The sequence below is a fragment of the Streptomyces sp. NPDC110618 genome (assembly GCF_055657065.1).
This window is the reverse complement of record NZ_JBVKBN010000003.1, coordinates 340,651-354,865: the sequence shown is the minus strand read 5'-3', so window position 1 is coordinate 354,865 and position 14,215 is coordinate 340,651. Positions and strand designations below refer to the sequence as shown.

At 73.0% G+C, this 14,215-nt stretch carries 12 protein-coding genes; 4 read left to right on the top strand and 8 right to left on the bottom strand.

What is annotated here, in order from left to right; translation table 11 throughout:
- Window positions 1-24: 24 nt before the first annotated feature.
- Together ACZ7L7_RS08160 and ACZ7L7_RS08155 are read right to left on the bottom strand one after the other, a co-directional pair.
- Window positions 25-2,190, bottom strand: coding sequence for a TerD family protein (locus ACZ7L7_RS08160; protein ID WP_472075312.1), 2,166 nt, complete (start codon window positions 2,188-2,190; stop codon window positions 25-27).
- Between the two features lie 69 nt (window positions 2,191-2,259).
- Window positions 2,260-2,655, bottom strand: a complete 396-nt coding sequence (locus ACZ7L7_RS08155; protein WP_453603768.1) for a DUF5997 family protein — start codon at window positions 2,653-2,655, stop codon at window positions 2,260-2,262.
- 57 nt (window positions 2,656-2,712) lie between these two features.
- Between ACZ7L7_RS08155 and ACZ7L7_RS08150 the strand changes: the two genes are divergently transcribed.
- Together ACZ7L7_RS08150 and ACZ7L7_RS08145 are read left to right on the top strand one after the other, a co-directional pair.
- Window positions 2,713-3,483 (top strand): LysR family substrate-binding domain-containing protein, encoded by a 771-nt coding sequence (locus tag ACZ7L7_RS08150; RefSeq protein ID WP_453603766.1) that lies wholly within the window; start codon window positions 2,713-2,715, stop codon window positions 3,481-3,483.
- A gap of 88 nt (window positions 3,484-3,571) precedes the next feature.
- Window positions 3,572-4,297, top strand: coding sequence for a flavodoxin family protein (locus tag ACZ7L7_RS08145; protein WP_453603764.1), 726 nt, complete (start codon window positions 3,572-3,574; stop codon window positions 4,295-4,297).
- A gap of 41 nt (window positions 4,298-4,338) precedes the next feature.
- Here the strand turns inward: ACZ7L7_RS08145 and ACZ7L7_RS08140 are convergent, their stop codons facing one another.
- The 3 genes from ACZ7L7_RS08140 to ACZ7L7_RS08130 form a co-directional block, all read right to left on the bottom strand.
- The gene (locus ACZ7L7_RS08140) at window positions 4,339-7,155 is read right to left on the bottom strand and encodes a beta-L-arabinofuranosidase domain-containing protein (RefSeq protein WP_472075310.1); all 2,817 of its coding nucleotides are present in this window, start codon (window positions 7,153-7,155) and stop codon (window positions 4,339-4,341) included.
- A 175-nt stretch (window positions 7,156-7,330) separates the two neighbouring features.
- Window positions 7,331-8,023: an HAD family hydrolase gene (locus ACZ7L7_RS08135; protein WP_285512328.1), complete on the bottom strand. Its 693-nt coding sequence runs from the start codon at window positions 8,021-8,023 to the stop codon at window positions 7,331-7,333.
- A 20-nt stretch (window positions 8,024-8,043) separates the two neighbouring features.
- The gene (locus ACZ7L7_RS08130) at window positions 8,044-8,520 is read right to left on the bottom strand and encodes an Lrp/AsnC family transcriptional regulator (protein WP_285512327.1); all 477 of its coding nucleotides are present in this window, start codon (window positions 8,518-8,520) and stop codon (window positions 8,044-8,046) included.
- Window positions 8,521-8,725: 205 nt separating this feature from the next.
- On the opposite strand from ACZ7L7_RS08130, the gene ACZ7L7_RS08125 reads away from it, so the two are divergent.
- Window positions 8,726-10,222 carry an FUSC family protein gene (locus ACZ7L7_RS08125; protein WP_285512326.1) on the top strand — a complete coding sequence of 499 codons (1,497 nt, stop codon included), beginning with the start codon at window positions 8,726-8,728 and terminating at the stop codon, window positions 10,220-10,222.
- Between the two features lie 144 nt (window positions 10,223-10,366).
- Window positions 10,367-11,395 carry a lactonase family protein gene (locus ACZ7L7_RS08120; RefSeq protein WP_471591869.1) on the top strand — a complete coding sequence of 343 codons (1,029 nt, stop codon included), beginning with the start codon at window positions 10,367-10,369 and terminating at the stop codon, window positions 11,393-11,395.
- Between the two features lie 104 nt (window positions 11,396-11,499).
- On the opposite strand, the gene ACZ7L7_RS08115 is transcribed toward ACZ7L7_RS08120, so the two are convergent.
- From ACZ7L7_RS08115 to ACZ7L7_RS08105, 3 genes are all read right to left on the bottom strand, one after another.
- Entirely contained in the window at window positions 11,500-12,420 is a 921-nt protein-coding gene (locus ACZ7L7_RS08115) for a sirohydrochlorin chelatase (RefSeq protein WP_453603757.1), read from the bottom strand.
- A gap of 118 nt (window positions 12,421-12,538) precedes the next feature.
- Entirely contained in the window at window positions 12,539-13,516 is a 978-nt protein-coding gene (locus ACZ7L7_RS08110) for an N-acetylglucosamine kinase (protein WP_471591870.1), read from the bottom strand.
- Window positions 13,513-14,190: a uracil-DNA glycosylase gene (locus ACZ7L7_RS08105; RefSeq protein ID WP_285512322.1), complete on the bottom strand. Its 678-nt coding sequence runs from the start codon at window positions 14,188-14,190 to the stop codon at window positions 13,513-13,515. The genes ACZ7L7_RS08110 and ACZ7L7_RS08105 overlap by 4 nt, the downstream gene beginning before the upstream one ends.
- Window positions 14,191-14,215 lie beyond the last annotated feature (25 nt).

The following is a 14,215-nucleotide window of genomic DNA, read 5'->3' as shown; positions in this document are numbered from 1 at the left end:
CCTCGCCGCGCCTTACGCTACCAGTCACTCCGGGATCAGGTCGCGCAGATTTTCCACCGTCACGATCCGGGACCGAGGGTGCAGCCCCTCGGGCCGCTGGAGCCCGATCCAGGTGACCGGACGGTCCGGGAACTCCCCGCCGTCCCACACGGTCACGGAATCGGCGGCCATCAGCTCCACCAGGTACCGCACCGTCACCTGCTCGCGCTCGACGATGCCCCGCAGCAGGGTCGCCACCGACACCCGGTTCCCCTCGACCCGGTTGGCCGACGGCGAGCCGTGCAGATACAGGTGCAGCCACTTCGCCCGCCACCGCCCGTCCGTCCCGCGCAGGAAGGCCAGCGGCAGCGCCACCCGGCCGGGGCCGCGCAGCTCCGACTTCATCCGCACGGTCCGCGGCTCGAACGGCCGCCCCTTCTGCTCACCCTCACGCAGCATGAACCCGAAGAACGACTCCTCGACCTCCTCGAAGCCCTCACCGGAGTAGATGTTGACCTGCGGCACGACGAACGCGCCGCGCACCGCCCCCAGCCGCAGGTTGATGAACTCCGAGGCCCCATAGGGCGCTTCGGTGATGTCACCGGAGTGCTCGCCCTCCACCTCCGTGAGGTTGGTGTACGACAGCCACCCCGCCGTCGCGTACTTCTCGTCCAGCATCAGGGCCGACAGGTCGTAGTCCGTGGGGCGGTTGCGCTCCTTCCAGTACACGAAGAACCGCAGCAGCTCGCCCTCGACCGGCGAGAGGGAACCGCGCGGCAGCACACCGAGCCCGGCCGCCGTGGCCCGCCCGCTGAGCGGCAGCGCCACATCCAGCACGTCCGGGTCGACGAACAGTTCCCCCGGCTCCGGCAGCCGCCGGCCGATCTCGGCATCGAGGAGCTCGATCAGCCGCGCGCGCTCGGGCTCCGGCAGCGGCGTGCGCAGCGGGTCCGTCACCCAGGCCCGGCCACGCCGGTTGATGAACACCCGGCGCGCACCTGTTGCTTCGGCCCTGTTGTGCAGGTGCTCCCGCACCGACAGCAGTACGCGCCCCGCGACCTCGGGCGCGACCGCCTCGGCGGCGGCCACCACGGCGTCCCGCTCCTCCCGCGTCCCGCAGGTGCGCAGCAGCCGGTCCAAGGACCGGAACAGTCGACCGGGCGCGTGCTGCAGCAGCGCGGCGGCCTCGGCGACCTCGCCCGCGTCGAGCAGCGCCTCCACCCGGCCGGTGAACGACGGGGCCTTGCGCTCGCCGCGCGCCACCGCGAACACCTCGGCCGCGTGCGGCCACCGCGGGTACTCGTGCGGGTGCAGCCGCTCCCCGAGCCGCTTGAACTCCTCGCGGTGCACCAGGACATCGGCCAGCTTGCCCGGCGCGTCGGCGACCAGGGCGTCCAGCCCCGCGAGCAGCGCCCGGCGCACCGGACGGGACAGTGAGAGGAACCTGGTGGGCTCCTGGAGCGTGACATCGCCGTCGGACAGCGCGCAGGCCAGCCGCAGTACATCCGTCACCGTGTCCAGCAGCGGCGCGGCGCCCGCCGCCAGCCGGGCCCGGTTGACCACGGCGCGGTTCTCCCGCACCGGGATCGCCTCGGGCTGCGGCCCGTCGGCGCACGCCTCGGCCAGTACCGCGAGATCGGCGAGATGCTCGTCGCCCAGCGGCGTGACCGACCCGGCGAGCGCCAGGTACAGCGCGCGGACCTCCTCGTCGAGCTGCCCGCCCAGGTGCAGCACGGTCACCCGGTCACCGGCGGCGGCGATCAACTCCTCGTGCGCGGCGAGCAGTTCCTCGTACGAGTGGTGGTAGCGGCCGTAGGCGGGCAGCGTCAGCAGGTTCAGGACGCCCGCGCTCAACTGGGTGAGGATGCCGGGCCGTACCTTCTCGTCGGCGAGGGCCTTGAGGACGCAGTCCCGCCAAAAGTCCACGGTGTCCGGCATGTTGGCCGGGAAGTCGATGAAGTACGCGTTGTGCCGGACGTGGTCGCCGACCAGTTCGCGGACCACGGGCAGCGTGCGCACGGCGGTGTCCACGACCGTCTCCTCGGACAACTCCGAGAGCCGGGCGAGCAGTTCGGCCGAGAGCTTGAAGCCGACCTGCATCAGGGCAGCGTCGAACTGCCGCGCGGCCGCGGCCCCCTGTCCCGAGGGACCGGCGGGTGCGGGCAGGCGGAGCGTGTGACGGACGACCAGCGGTTCCAGGCGGTACGACATGCGAGGGATGATCCCAGGGTCGTACGCCTGTCCGCATTCGGGTTTCGCCGGGACCGGGCGACGGACGGGTCAGGCGTCGTCGCGTGCCGCGCGCTCGGTCTGCTTCGCCTTCACCCGCGCCGCCTCCTTGCGGACCTCGGCCTGGGTGGCGCGTTCCTTCTGCAGCCACTCGGGCTGCTCCCGCTTCAGCTCCTCGATCTGTTCCGTGGTGAGCGGCTCGGTGATGCCGCCGCGGGCCAGGCCCGAGATGGACACCCCGAGCTTCGCGGCCACGACCGGCCGGGGGTGCGGACCGTTGCGGCGCAGCTCGCGCAGCCACTCCGGCGGGTCGGCCTGGAGCGCGTTCAGCTCGGCGCGCGAGACGACACCCTCACGGAACTCTGCGGGGGTGGCGTCGAGGTACACACCCAGCTTCTTGGCCGCGGTCGCGGGCTTCATCGTCTGGGTGCTCCGGTGCTGCGTCATGCCTCCAGGGTATCGACCGGTGACACCTGTCCCGACCACGGCCGGTAACCTGGCCAGGTGACAGGCTCGGCAGCACCCCAGACCTTCCGGCTCGCCTACGTGCCCGGGGCCACCCCGGCGAAGTGGGCGCGGATCTGGCAGGAGCGCTACCCGGAGACCCCCCTCGACCTGGTCCCGGTCACCGCGGCCGAGGCCCCGCAGGCGCTGCGGGAGGGCCGCGCGGACGCCGGACTGGTCCGGCTGCCGGTGGACCGTACGTACTTCAGCGCGATCCCCCTCTACACCGAGACCACCGTGGTCGTGGTGCCCAAGGAGCACGCCGTCGCGGCCGTCGACGAGGTCACCGCGGAGGATCTGGCCGACGAGGTCGTCTTCCACCCGCTGGACGACGTCCTCGGCTGGGAGCGACCGCCGGGGGAGCCCGGCTTCGAACGGCCCGCCACGACCGAGGACGCGATCGAGCTGGTCGCCGCGAACGTGGGCCTGCTGATCGTGCCGCAGTCCCTGGCCCGCCTGCACCACCGCAAGGACCTCACCTACCGCACCCTGGTCGACGCCCCCCAGTCCGGCGTCGCCCTGTGCTGGCCGGAGGAGGCCACGACCGACCTCGTCGACGACTTCATCGGCGTGGTCCGCGGCCGCACCGTCAACAGCACCCGGGGCCGCGCCAAGCCCCAGGACGAGCCGAAAGCCAAGGCGAAGGACCAGTCGAAGGCCAAGCCCAGGGCGAAAGCTCGGCCCAAGGGCCAGGAGCAGCCCGGCCGCAAGCCCGCACCGGGCAAGAAGGCCGCCCCCGGCCGCCGCGGCAAGCCCCGCCGCCGCTCCTAGACCACTCCGTCCGGGTGAGCTCGCGCGACAGGACCGCCCCCGAGCGAGAGGCTGCTGTCGGAACCACCTCCGCGCGAAGGAGCCCGTGATGACCGCAGCCGCCACCGACGCCTACCGCTTCGACGATCTGCGTGCTCTGTACATCAACTGCACGCTCAAGCCCTCACCGCAGCTCAGCCACACCCAGGGCCTGATCGACAAGAGCCGGTCGATCATGGACTCGCGTGGGGTGAGCACGGAGGTCGTCCGGGCCGTCGACCACGACATCGCGCCCGGCGTCTACCCCGACATGACCGAGCACGGCTTCGCCACCGACGCCTGGCCCCGGATCCAGGAGCAGGTGATGGCGGCCGACATCCTGGTCATCGCCGGACCCATCTGGCTCGGCGACAACAGCTCGGTCACCAAGAAGGTCATCGAGCGGCTGTACGGCGCCTCGGGGCTGCTCAACGAGGCGGGCCAGTACGCCTATTACGGACGCGTCGGTGGCTGTCTGATCACCGGCAACGAGGACGGCGTGAAGCACTGCGCGATGAACATCCTCTACAGCCTCCAGCACCTCGGCTACACCATCCCGCCCCAGGCCGACGCGGGCTGGATCGGCCCCGCCGGACCGGGGCCGTCGTACCTCGACCCCGGCTCGGGCGGTCCGGAGAACGACTTCACCAACCGCAACACCACCTTCATGACCTGGAACCTGATGCACATGGCAGCCCTGCTCAAGCGCAACGGAGGGATCCCCGCCCACGGCAACCAGCGCTCCGAGTGGGACGCGGGCTGCCGGCTGGACGCGCCCAACCCCGACTACCGCTAGGCGCCGGGCGTCGGGCGGACCTCGCGGACACGACCTGGGGCTCAGGGCGCGTACCCGGCCCGCCGCGCCGTCGCCGCCACCGCCCGCCCGTCGGCCGCGCCGAGCAGCCCCTCCGCCACCCAGGCGTCCACAGTCGCCCGCACCCGCGCCACGAGAGCCCCCTTGCCGCCGAACGGAGCCCCCGCCCAGACCTCGTCCAGCAGCGTCGTGCCGTCGGAGCGGGCAGGGTTGGCGACACCCGAGTCCACACCCCCGAACACCACCCGTGGCTCCACGCGCCGGAAGTAGGCGTGGGTGGGATCCTCCGTCCCTTCGTGGAAGGGGGCGAACTCCGTGCCGTCCAGGGTGAAATGGAGCGGCTTGCCGGACACCGGGGTGAGTGAGGGCAGCAGGTCTCCGGAGAGGCCCGCGTTGCGGTACAGGCCCAACCGCAGGTACTCCGTCGAGGAGTTCCGGCCGACCAGGTTCACCGGGCCGAGGAACAGCGTCTGGAGCGAGGGGTCGTCCAGCGCCTTCTCCACGCGGAGCCGGAAGGGCATGGAGATCCGCACCGTGTCCCCGCTCCGCCAGGTGCGCGACACCCCGAAGTAGCGGCCCGGCACCGGAGTCCCGCTCACCGCACGCCCGTTGACCGTCACCCGGAACCCCGCCACGGCCCACGACGGCACCCGCAGCCGCAGCTCGAAGGAGGCGCTGCCGCCCGCGACGGTCAACGTGGTCCCCTGCTCGCGCGGGAAGGCCGTGGCCTGAGTGACCGTCACACCCTTTTCCGCCCAGGTCAGTTCGGACGAACTGTAGAGATTGACGTACAGCGCGCTGCCGTCGGCCTCCGCGAAGTACACCGAGTCCTGGTACTTGGTGGCGCTCTCCATGCCGGTGCCCTCGCAGCAGGTCGTGCCCTGCTTCGGCGTGTAGTCCCGGACATGGCCGGGGGTGAGCCCGATGAAGTAGGTGACGAGCGGCTTCTCCGCGTCGGGCCGGTCCTGCTTGGAGCCGAGCACCTGGTTGAACAGCGCCCGCTCGTAGTAGTCCATGTACTCGGGGCGTTGCTCGTGGAAGAACAGCGTCCGGCTCAGTTTCAGCATGTTGTACGCGCAGCACGTCTCGGCCGTGGTGGCGCTGATGGTCCCCGCGATGACATCCCGGGCCTTCCAGAACTCGCCGGTGCTGGTGCCGCCGATGCCGTACATACGATGCGGGACGACCATCCCCCAGAAGTTGCGGGCCGCGTCGAGGTAGCGCCGCTCGCCGGTCGCGTCGTACAGCCTCAGGTACCCGGTGAAGACCGGGATGTGCTGGTTGGCGTGGAGGCCGTCGAGGATGTCGGTGTCGGCGGCGCAGGAGTCGATGAGCCGGTCGAGGTCGAACAGCCGGGCCAGCGCGAGGTGTTCGGGCCTGCCGGTGAGGGCGTGCAGATCGCAGATCGCCTCGACGATGCCGCCGAACTCACCGCTGGAGAACAGTCCCCACATGCGTTGCAGGGTGGACCCGGGCAGCTTCGACAGCCGTGAGTGCATCCAGTCGCCCATCCCCGAGGCGAGGTCGAGCGCGCGGTCGTCGCCGGTGGCGAGGTGGGCGTCCAGCAGACCCCTGAGGATCTTGTGCGCGGTGTAGTACGGCGCCCACACCTTCGTGTAGTCGCTGCTGGTCCGGGACTCCAGATCGATGAACTGCGTCTCCGGATAGGCGGCGAGGAACCCCGGATGGCTCGGCCCGCCCCAGGTGCGGCGCAGGGTGGCGGTACGGCCGTGGCCGGAGCCGTCCGCGAAGGTCCCGTCGGAGGTCTCGTCGAAGGCGTACGAGGCCAGGTCGCCGCTTCCGGCCGGGCTGTCGGCGGCGCGGCTGTCCCGCAGAGCGGCGATCTCGGCGCCGGTCAGGGCCCGCGACCAGACGTTGAACTCGTCGAAGGCGCCCGCGAAGACGGGGTCGGCGGGGTAGTTGGAGCGGCCCAGCCAGTTGTTGGCCGGGGTGCCGAGGGCGGCCGGGGTGAGGGTCATCGCGGTGTTGCGGGCGACCTCGGTGCCGTTGACGTACAGGACGCCGGTGCCGTCGGCGAGGGTGACGGCGAGGTGGCTCCACTGGTTCAGCGGGAGTGCCGCGGTGCCGTTCACGCCCTGCTCTGCGCCCGGACCGTCGGTCGTGAGGGCGAAGCGGGGAACGCCTTCGGCGTTGCGGGCGGCCAGGTACAGATAGCGCGTGGTGTTGTCGCCGAAGTCGAACACCCGGGCCCAGGCGCCGTCGTGGGCGGGCTTCACCCAGGCGGACAGAGTGACGGCTCGGACGCCGCCGAGGGTGCCGGACGGCAGGTCGACGTACTGGTACGAGCCGCGGATCTGCTCGACCGCCGTGCCGAACCGCCCCTCCGCCACGGTCACCGCGGGGTCCTCGCGGAGCGCCGCGCGCACCTCGGTCAGCGCGCCGATCATCGTGCGCAGCCGGTCGGCGAAGACCTGCTCGCCGGTGCCGGCCCAGGCCTGGGCGAGCATGGTCATGAAATGCCCGGTGTAGTGGCCGCGCAGGTTGCCGTTGGCCTCCCCGTCGAGGCCCTCCCAGCCGCCCGGAGCCACCGCGTCACCCGTGGGCAGACCGGCGTTGGCGCGGAAGACCTGGAGCAGCCGGTGCACGTCGTAACCGCGTGCGTGATCCAGCATCAGCTCGCGCTTGTCGGCGAAAAGGCCGTCGCGCAGGGCGACTTGATCGAGCGGGAAGGGCCGTACCGTCCAGGCGTCCGGTGCGGGGAGCGTCGCCGAGCCGGTGGGTGCCGCCGAGGCGGCCGTGGGGGAGAGGGAGGACGCGGGTACGGCCGAGGCCAGGGCCGCGGCCCGGAGAAGGGATCGTCTGGAGAGGGGCGGTGCCATGGGGTTGCTCCTCTGCGCCGGTCGATATATCGAACAATGTGCGGATGGTCGACCAGACGATAGGAACGGGGCGGCTGGGGGTCAACGGGTCTGGAGGGGCCAGTTCCGGCCACGCGTGAGGGGGTTCGGGACGCGTGAGGGTCAGGGGGCTTCTCTGGTCAGCCACGCGTCAGGCTCACGGGTGCGCCCTCCCGGCCAGCCACGCGTAAGCCGCCCCTGCCGTGAACTCCTCCTGTCCGCCGCGCAGCAGCAGACCCGCCGTCGCGAACTCGGGGGCGTCGGCGTGTGCGGCGACGTACGGGATCGCGATGCACCGCATGCCGGCCGCGTGCGCGGCGGCGGCGCCCGGGGCCGCGTCCTCCAGCACCACGCAGTGGGCGGGCTCGGCGCCCAGCCGGCGGGCGGCCTCCAGGAAGACGTCGGGGGCGGGCTTGCCGTGTTCGACCTCGTCTGCCGAGACGACGGTGCCGAAGCGGGCGGCCAGGCCGGTACCCGCCAGCACCGCCTCGATCGCCTCCGGTGAGGATCCCGACGCCACGGCCATCGGCACGCCCTCGGCGGCCAGCAGCTCGACGAACTCGCGCATCTTTGGGTACGCGCGCGTGGAGGCGCGGGCGAGTTCGAGATACCGGCGGTTCTTCGCGGCGAGCAGCTCCTCGACGGAGGCCCGGAGCCCGTAGCGGGCCTTCCAGCCAGTGACCGTCTCCAGGGTGCTGATGCCGACGTAGGCCTCGTGATCGGCCCAGGTGAAGTCCGGCACGCCATGCTCGGCGAGGGTCAGCCGGCCCGCCTCGTAGTAGTTCGGCTCGCTGTCCACGAGTGTTCCGTCGAGATCGAAGATGACCGAGATGCCGCCGAGCCTGCTCATGGGATCCAGCATGCCAAGCGTCACTTACGTGCCGTACGGCCCATCGACTCCACCAGCGGCAGCAGCCGGTGCGGGACCCGCTCGCGCAGTGCCACCTCGGTCCGGGTGCGCACCACGCCGGGCAGGCTGATCAGCTTCTGGATCACGTCCTCCAGATGGGCGTTGTCCCGCGCCACCACCCGGGTCAGCAGATCCCCGCCGCCCGTGATCGAGAACGCCTCCACGATCTCGGGCACGGCCGCCAGCGCGTCGCCCACGTCGTCGAGGTGGCCCTGGGTCACCTCGATGTGCACGAACGCCAGCACTGGATGGCCGAGCGCGGCGGGGGAGAGGGCGGGCCCGGTGCCGGTGATCACCCCGTTCCGCTCCAGCCGGTCCAGGCGCGCCTGGAGGGTGCCGCGGGCCACCCCGAGGATGCGGGCGTACTCGCGCACGCTGGTGCGCGGCTGCTCCAGCAGGAGCCGCAGGATCCGGGTGTCCAGCTCGTCCACGGCCATGGGGCCGTCCTCCTCGCGCCTGTCGCGTCTGAACCGTTGGCCCGCCGGTGGGCGGACGGGGTCCGAAATGTCTATGCCAATGGCCCAGCATATGGGAGACGACTTGAGCCAGCAGATGGGTGGATGCTGCAATGAACCCGTCGATGGCGCTGCGGACCTCCGCGGCGCCTTTTTCGTGCCATGTCTGATCAGGGGGCGGTAGGCAGTGCTGAAGAGGGTGTTCGTGGCGCCGGACCCGGGCCGCGTGCGGCTGCGCTTCGCCGTGCGCGCCGTGCTCGGCATCGGTCTCGCCGTCGTGGTCTGCGGACTCGCCGGCCATTCCCTCGTCGGCGCCGTCACCGGCGGCCTCGCCGCGCTGCTCGCCCTGTTCACCGTCACCGACTCCACGGTCCGCGGCCAGGCGGTCACCACCGCGCTGCTGCCGGTCGTGGGGCTGCCCGTGCTCGTCGCCGCCGCCGAACTGCACGACCAGCCGCTCGCCCGCGACCTCGCCTTCCTCGCCGTCGTCGGCGCCGGGGTGTACGCCCGCCGGTGGGGCCCGCGCGGTCACAGCCTCGGCGTGTTCGCCTTCATGACGTACTTCGTGGCGCAGTTCCTCCAGGCGACCCCGCGCCACCTCCCCGAGCTGTACGCGGCCGTCCTGCTGTCCCTGCTCGTCGCCGCCGGTGTCCGCTTTGGCCTGTGGTGCTACGAGCGCCGCCTGCCCCCTGCGCCGGTACCTGCCGCCCCCGGCGGCACCGGACTGTCCCGTGTGACCACCCGCCAGGCGGTCCAGGCGACCGCCGGCGCGGGCTTCGCCCTCGTCGTGGGCCAGCTGGTCTCCGCAGAGCGCTGGTACTGGGCCGTCGGCGCCACCTGGTGGGTCTTCGTGAACACCACCTCGCGCGGCGAGACGCTGGTCCGCGGCTTCCGCCGGGTCCTCGGCACGGTGATCGGCATCGGCCTGGGCCTGGTCGTGGCCGTCCCCGTGGCGGGCGCGCCGGTGCCCTCCGCCGTCATCCTCGCGGTCTGCGTCTTCGGCATCTTCTACACGGCGGCGGTCTCGTACACCTGGATGATGCTCTGGGTCACCCTCCTCGCGGAACTCCTCTACGGCCTGCTGGGCGTCCTCGAACCCGCCCTGCTGGCGCTTCGGCTCGCGGAGACCGCCGTGGGGGCGCTGGGCGCCGTCCTGGCGGTCCTGTTCGTGCTGCCCGTGACGACCCACGCCACGACGGACGCGTGGATCCAGCGCGCCCTGCGCTGCGTCCACGCGGCGACGGCGGAGGCAGCGGCCCGCCTGGCGGGCTCGCCGACGGCGGACCCCGCCCCGAGGGTGGCGGAACTGGAGCAGCTCCTGGCCCGCGTCCGCCTCTCGGTCGCCCCCCTGGTCCACCCCCTGAACCCCATGCTGAGCCGCAAGAACCGCGCCCGCCGGGTCCTCGCCCTGCTGGACGACTGCGCCCGCGAAATCCGCGGCCTGGTGGCGGTGGCCGCCGACCCGGAGGCCTCCCACGACGCCCGCCTCGCGGCGGCGTGCTGGCGCGTGGAGGCAGCGGTGGAGGCCCTGACGGGCAACACCCCCGACGAACCGGCGGCGCCCTCCACCCACACCACCGCGACCGAACCGGCCCTCGCCCACCTGCACGGCCTGGAGCGGGCCCTGGCCGAACTGGCGACGCCGCTGCGCACACCGTCGGGATCACCGCTGGTGGGCGCCTGACCCCGCGCCCAGCCCCGCGCCCCGCCCCGGGCCCCCCGACCACCCGGGCAGACGCACTCGCCGGTACACGACCCCCACTTGGTCTAGACCGCGCATGATCGACTGCTACCGTCGCCTCCGGATGCACCCGACCGAGAGGGGACAGTGGTGGCGGACGAGCGCAGGCGGGCCTTCATCGGATCGTTCACGGCCGCCGGGGGGCCCGGAATCGTTGCCGCGGCCGTGAACGCCGGGAGTGGGGCCCTGACCGTTCTCTCCGGCGCGGACGACGTGCCCGACCCGGCCTATCTGGCCCTCGCGCCCGACGGCCGCACGCTCTACGCGGTCAGCGAGACGACCGACGGCGCGGTCGCCGCGTACCGCGTCACCGGGGACAAACCCGAGCTGATCGCGCCGCCCACACCGGTCGGCGGCAGCGGACCCACGCACCTCGCTCTGCACGCCGGGCACGTCCTGACCGCGAACTACGGCTCCGGCAGTGTCAGCGCCGTCCCCGTGCGCTCCGACGGCTCGCTCTCTCCCGCTCCCGCCGCTGTCCTCCCGCACACCGGCTCGGGCCCGTACGCGCCCCGCCAGCAGGCCCCGCACGCCCATCAGGTGCAGACCGACCCCAGTGGGCGCTGGGCCGTCAGCGTGGATCTCGGGACCGACTCCGTCCGGGTCTGCACGCTGACCGACGGACACCTCGACGTGCACGGCGAGTACGCCCTGCGCCCCGGCTCGGGCCCCCGCCACCTGTCCTTCCACCCCGACGGCGGCCACGCGTACGTGGTCAACGAGCTGACCCCCACCGTCACCGTCTGCCGCTGGGACGCCGCCGACGGCTCCCTCAAGCCCCTGTCCGAGACGCCGGTGCTGCCTGGCGCCCCCGCGGGCGACGCCTACCCGTCGGGCATCGCCGTCGCCCCCGACGGACGCTTCCTGTGGACCGCCACCCGCGGCGAGGACGTCCTGTCCGTGTTCGCCGTCGGGGGCGACACCCTCCGGCTGCTCGCCACCGTCCCCTGCCACGGCCACTGGCCGCGCGCCCTCACCGAGGCGAACGGCTTCCTCTACGTCGCCAACGAGCGCTCCGGTGACGTGGCCTGGTTCGCCGTCGACCCCGCCTCGGGCCTGCCCCGCTACGGCGGCTCCATCGAGGTCCCCGCGGCGTCCTGCGTGGTCATCGGCTGATCCCGGACGCCTCGCCCCAGAGGTACGACTCAGCGGTACGACTCAGCGGTACGACGAAGGGCCCGCTCCCATCCCGGAGCGGGCCCTTCTCGCGTGCGTCGCCGTCAGCGGACCGGAGTCCCCTGCGGCTGCTGGGGCGCGATCCCCAGGGCCGTCGTGTACTTGGCCAGCGCCAGCTTGCCGATCGCCGGGTAGGCGCCCAGCGGCTCGGCGGCGGGGCAGCCCGCCTCCTTCGCCGCCTCCTCGACCAGCGCGGCGTCTATCTCCGGCCCTATCAGGTAGGGCGCGAGCGCGAGCTGCTGCGACCCGGAACCGCGCAGCTGCTCGGCGACGGAGGCGATCGAGCCCTCCTGGTCCAGCGCCGCCGCCATCACCGGCACGGCCAGGCGCGCGGCGAGCAGCATGCCGGTGATCCCGGCCGCCTGCACGGCCTCCTCGCCGCCCACGGAGGCCAGGATGATGCCGTCGGCGGCCGTCGCCACCGTGAACAGGCGGGCGCGGTCGGCGCGGGCCAGACCGGCCTCCGACAGCCGCACGTGCAGCGCCTCCGCGAGCAGCGGGTGCGGGCCGAGCGCGTCGGTCAGATCGGCGGCGACCCGGCTGTCCATCACGGCCTGGCGGACCTGGCGCAGCAGCGCGCTGTCCGGACCGGCGAGCAGCGGCACCACGACGGCCACCGGACCCTCGGGCTCCTTGGCCTCCACACCCGCGGCGATCGCCTGCTCGTAGCGGGCGGTGCGCTCCTGGGCGGTGTGCGCGAGGACGGACTGGAGCGTGGGGAACTCCGCGTCGTCTCCGTCGAGGTACCCGATCCGGGCGTCGAGGCCGGGCAGCTCGGAGCGGGCGATGCTCACGACCTCCTCGGCGAGGCTGCGCGTGCCGGCACCCGGTGAGCCCGGCACCGCGAGGACGAGCGCGGGCGCGCCCTCGGGCGCGGCCAGAGGCTCGGGTCGGCGGTGCCGCCCGGGCTGGCGGGGGCGCGGCATTCGTACTGGCAGGCCGGCGGGCCCAGTGGGGGTGCTCATGGCGCCGCATGTTACTGGTTTCCGGTGCTCCCCTGTTCGGGGAGGGTGCAGGTGAGCGGTATCCGTCCGGTTTTGTCTGATGAGTTACGCGCGTTGCGGCACCGGACGGGCCGGACGATCAACCCCTCTCGCCGGTGACCACGCCGAGCATCGCCACGTCACTCGGCAGAGTGAGTGCCCCGGACGCCAGATCGGTCGCGATCCGCACCGCCCCCAGCAACGGGTCACCGTCGGCCGGCACGCGCCGCGCGTGCGGCAGCCGCGCCGACAACTCCTCGTCGAGGGGGCCGAGCAGCACGTCCCCCATCTTGAACAGCCCGCCGGTGAGCGCTACTCGGGGCTCGCCCTCCGCCGGGCAGACCGCCGCCGCGGACTCCGCCATGGCGCGGGCCGCCTCCCGCAGGATGCCCGCGGCAACCGGATCGCTCCCGGCGCAGGCGGCCACTTCGGGCGCGAAGGAGGCCAGGACGGCGGGCCGGTCGGTCCGCGGGTAGAGCCGGCCGGGCAGCCCCGGCATCGGCCCGAACAACTCCTCCGCGCGCGAGAGCAGCGCGACCGACCCGCCCGGCCGCCCGTCGTACGCCCGCAGCGCCGCCTCAAGACCGGCCCGCCCGATCCACGCGCCCCCGCCGCTGTCGCCCAGCAGATGACCCCAGCCGTCCGCCCGGCGCCAGCGCGTCAGGTCCGTGCCCACCGCGATCAGACCCGTACCGGCGGCGACGACGGCACCGGGCCGGGACCCGAGAGCCCCGACGTAGGCGGTCACCGCGTCGGCGGCCAGCGCGAGCGCGCGCACACCGAACTCCCGCCGCAGCGCCCCCGGCAGCTCCGCCCGCAGGTCGTCCCCCAACGTGGCGAGCCCCGCGGCCCCCAGCGCGGCGGTGCCCACCTCCGTGAACCCCCACTCGGCGGTCAGCTCCCGCACCAGCGGCACCAGTTGCTCCATCAGATGCCCGGCGTCGATGCCCCGCGCCCCGGTGCGCACCGGTACCCGGGACTCCCGGCGCCCCAGCACCCCCCGTTCGACGGTGCCGACGACGACCCGCACGCCCGAGCCCCCGGAGTCGATGGCCAGGAGCACCCGCTCGGCGGTCACGGCAGACGCCAGTCCACCGGCTGACCCCCCTGCTGTATCAGCAGGTCATTGGCCCGGCTGAAGGGCCGTGAACCGAAGAAACCGCGGTCCGCCGACATGGGGGAGGGATGCGCGGACTCCACCGACGGCAGCGGGCCGAGCAGCGGGCGCAGATTGCGGGCGTCCCGGCCCCACAGGATGGACACCAGCGGCTTGCCGCGCGCCGCGAGGGCCCGGATCGCCTGCTCGGTGACTTCCTCCCACCCCTTGCCGCGGTGCGCGCCGGGCTTGCGCGGGGCCGTGGTCAGCGCCCTGTTGAGCAGCAGCACGCCCTGCTCGGTCCACGGCGTGAGGTCACCGTTGGACGGCTGCGGCAACCCGAGGTCGGTGTGCAGCTCGCGGTAGATGTTGATCAGGCTGCCGGGCAGCGGGCGCACATCGGGCGCGACCGAGAAGGACAGCCCCACCGCGTGCCCCGGGGTGGGATAGGGGTCCTGGCCGACGATCAGGACGCGTACCTCGTCGAAGGGCTGCTGGAAGGCCCGCAGCACGTTCGGACCGGCGGGGAGGTACGTACGCCCCGCGGCGATCTCGGCGCGCAGGAAGTCGCCCATCTCGGCGATCTTCCCGGCGACGGGTTCGAGGGCCTTCGCCCAGCCCGGTTCGACGATTTCATGCAAGGGTCGTGGAGCCACGGGCGTCACCCTACTGCCGTACACA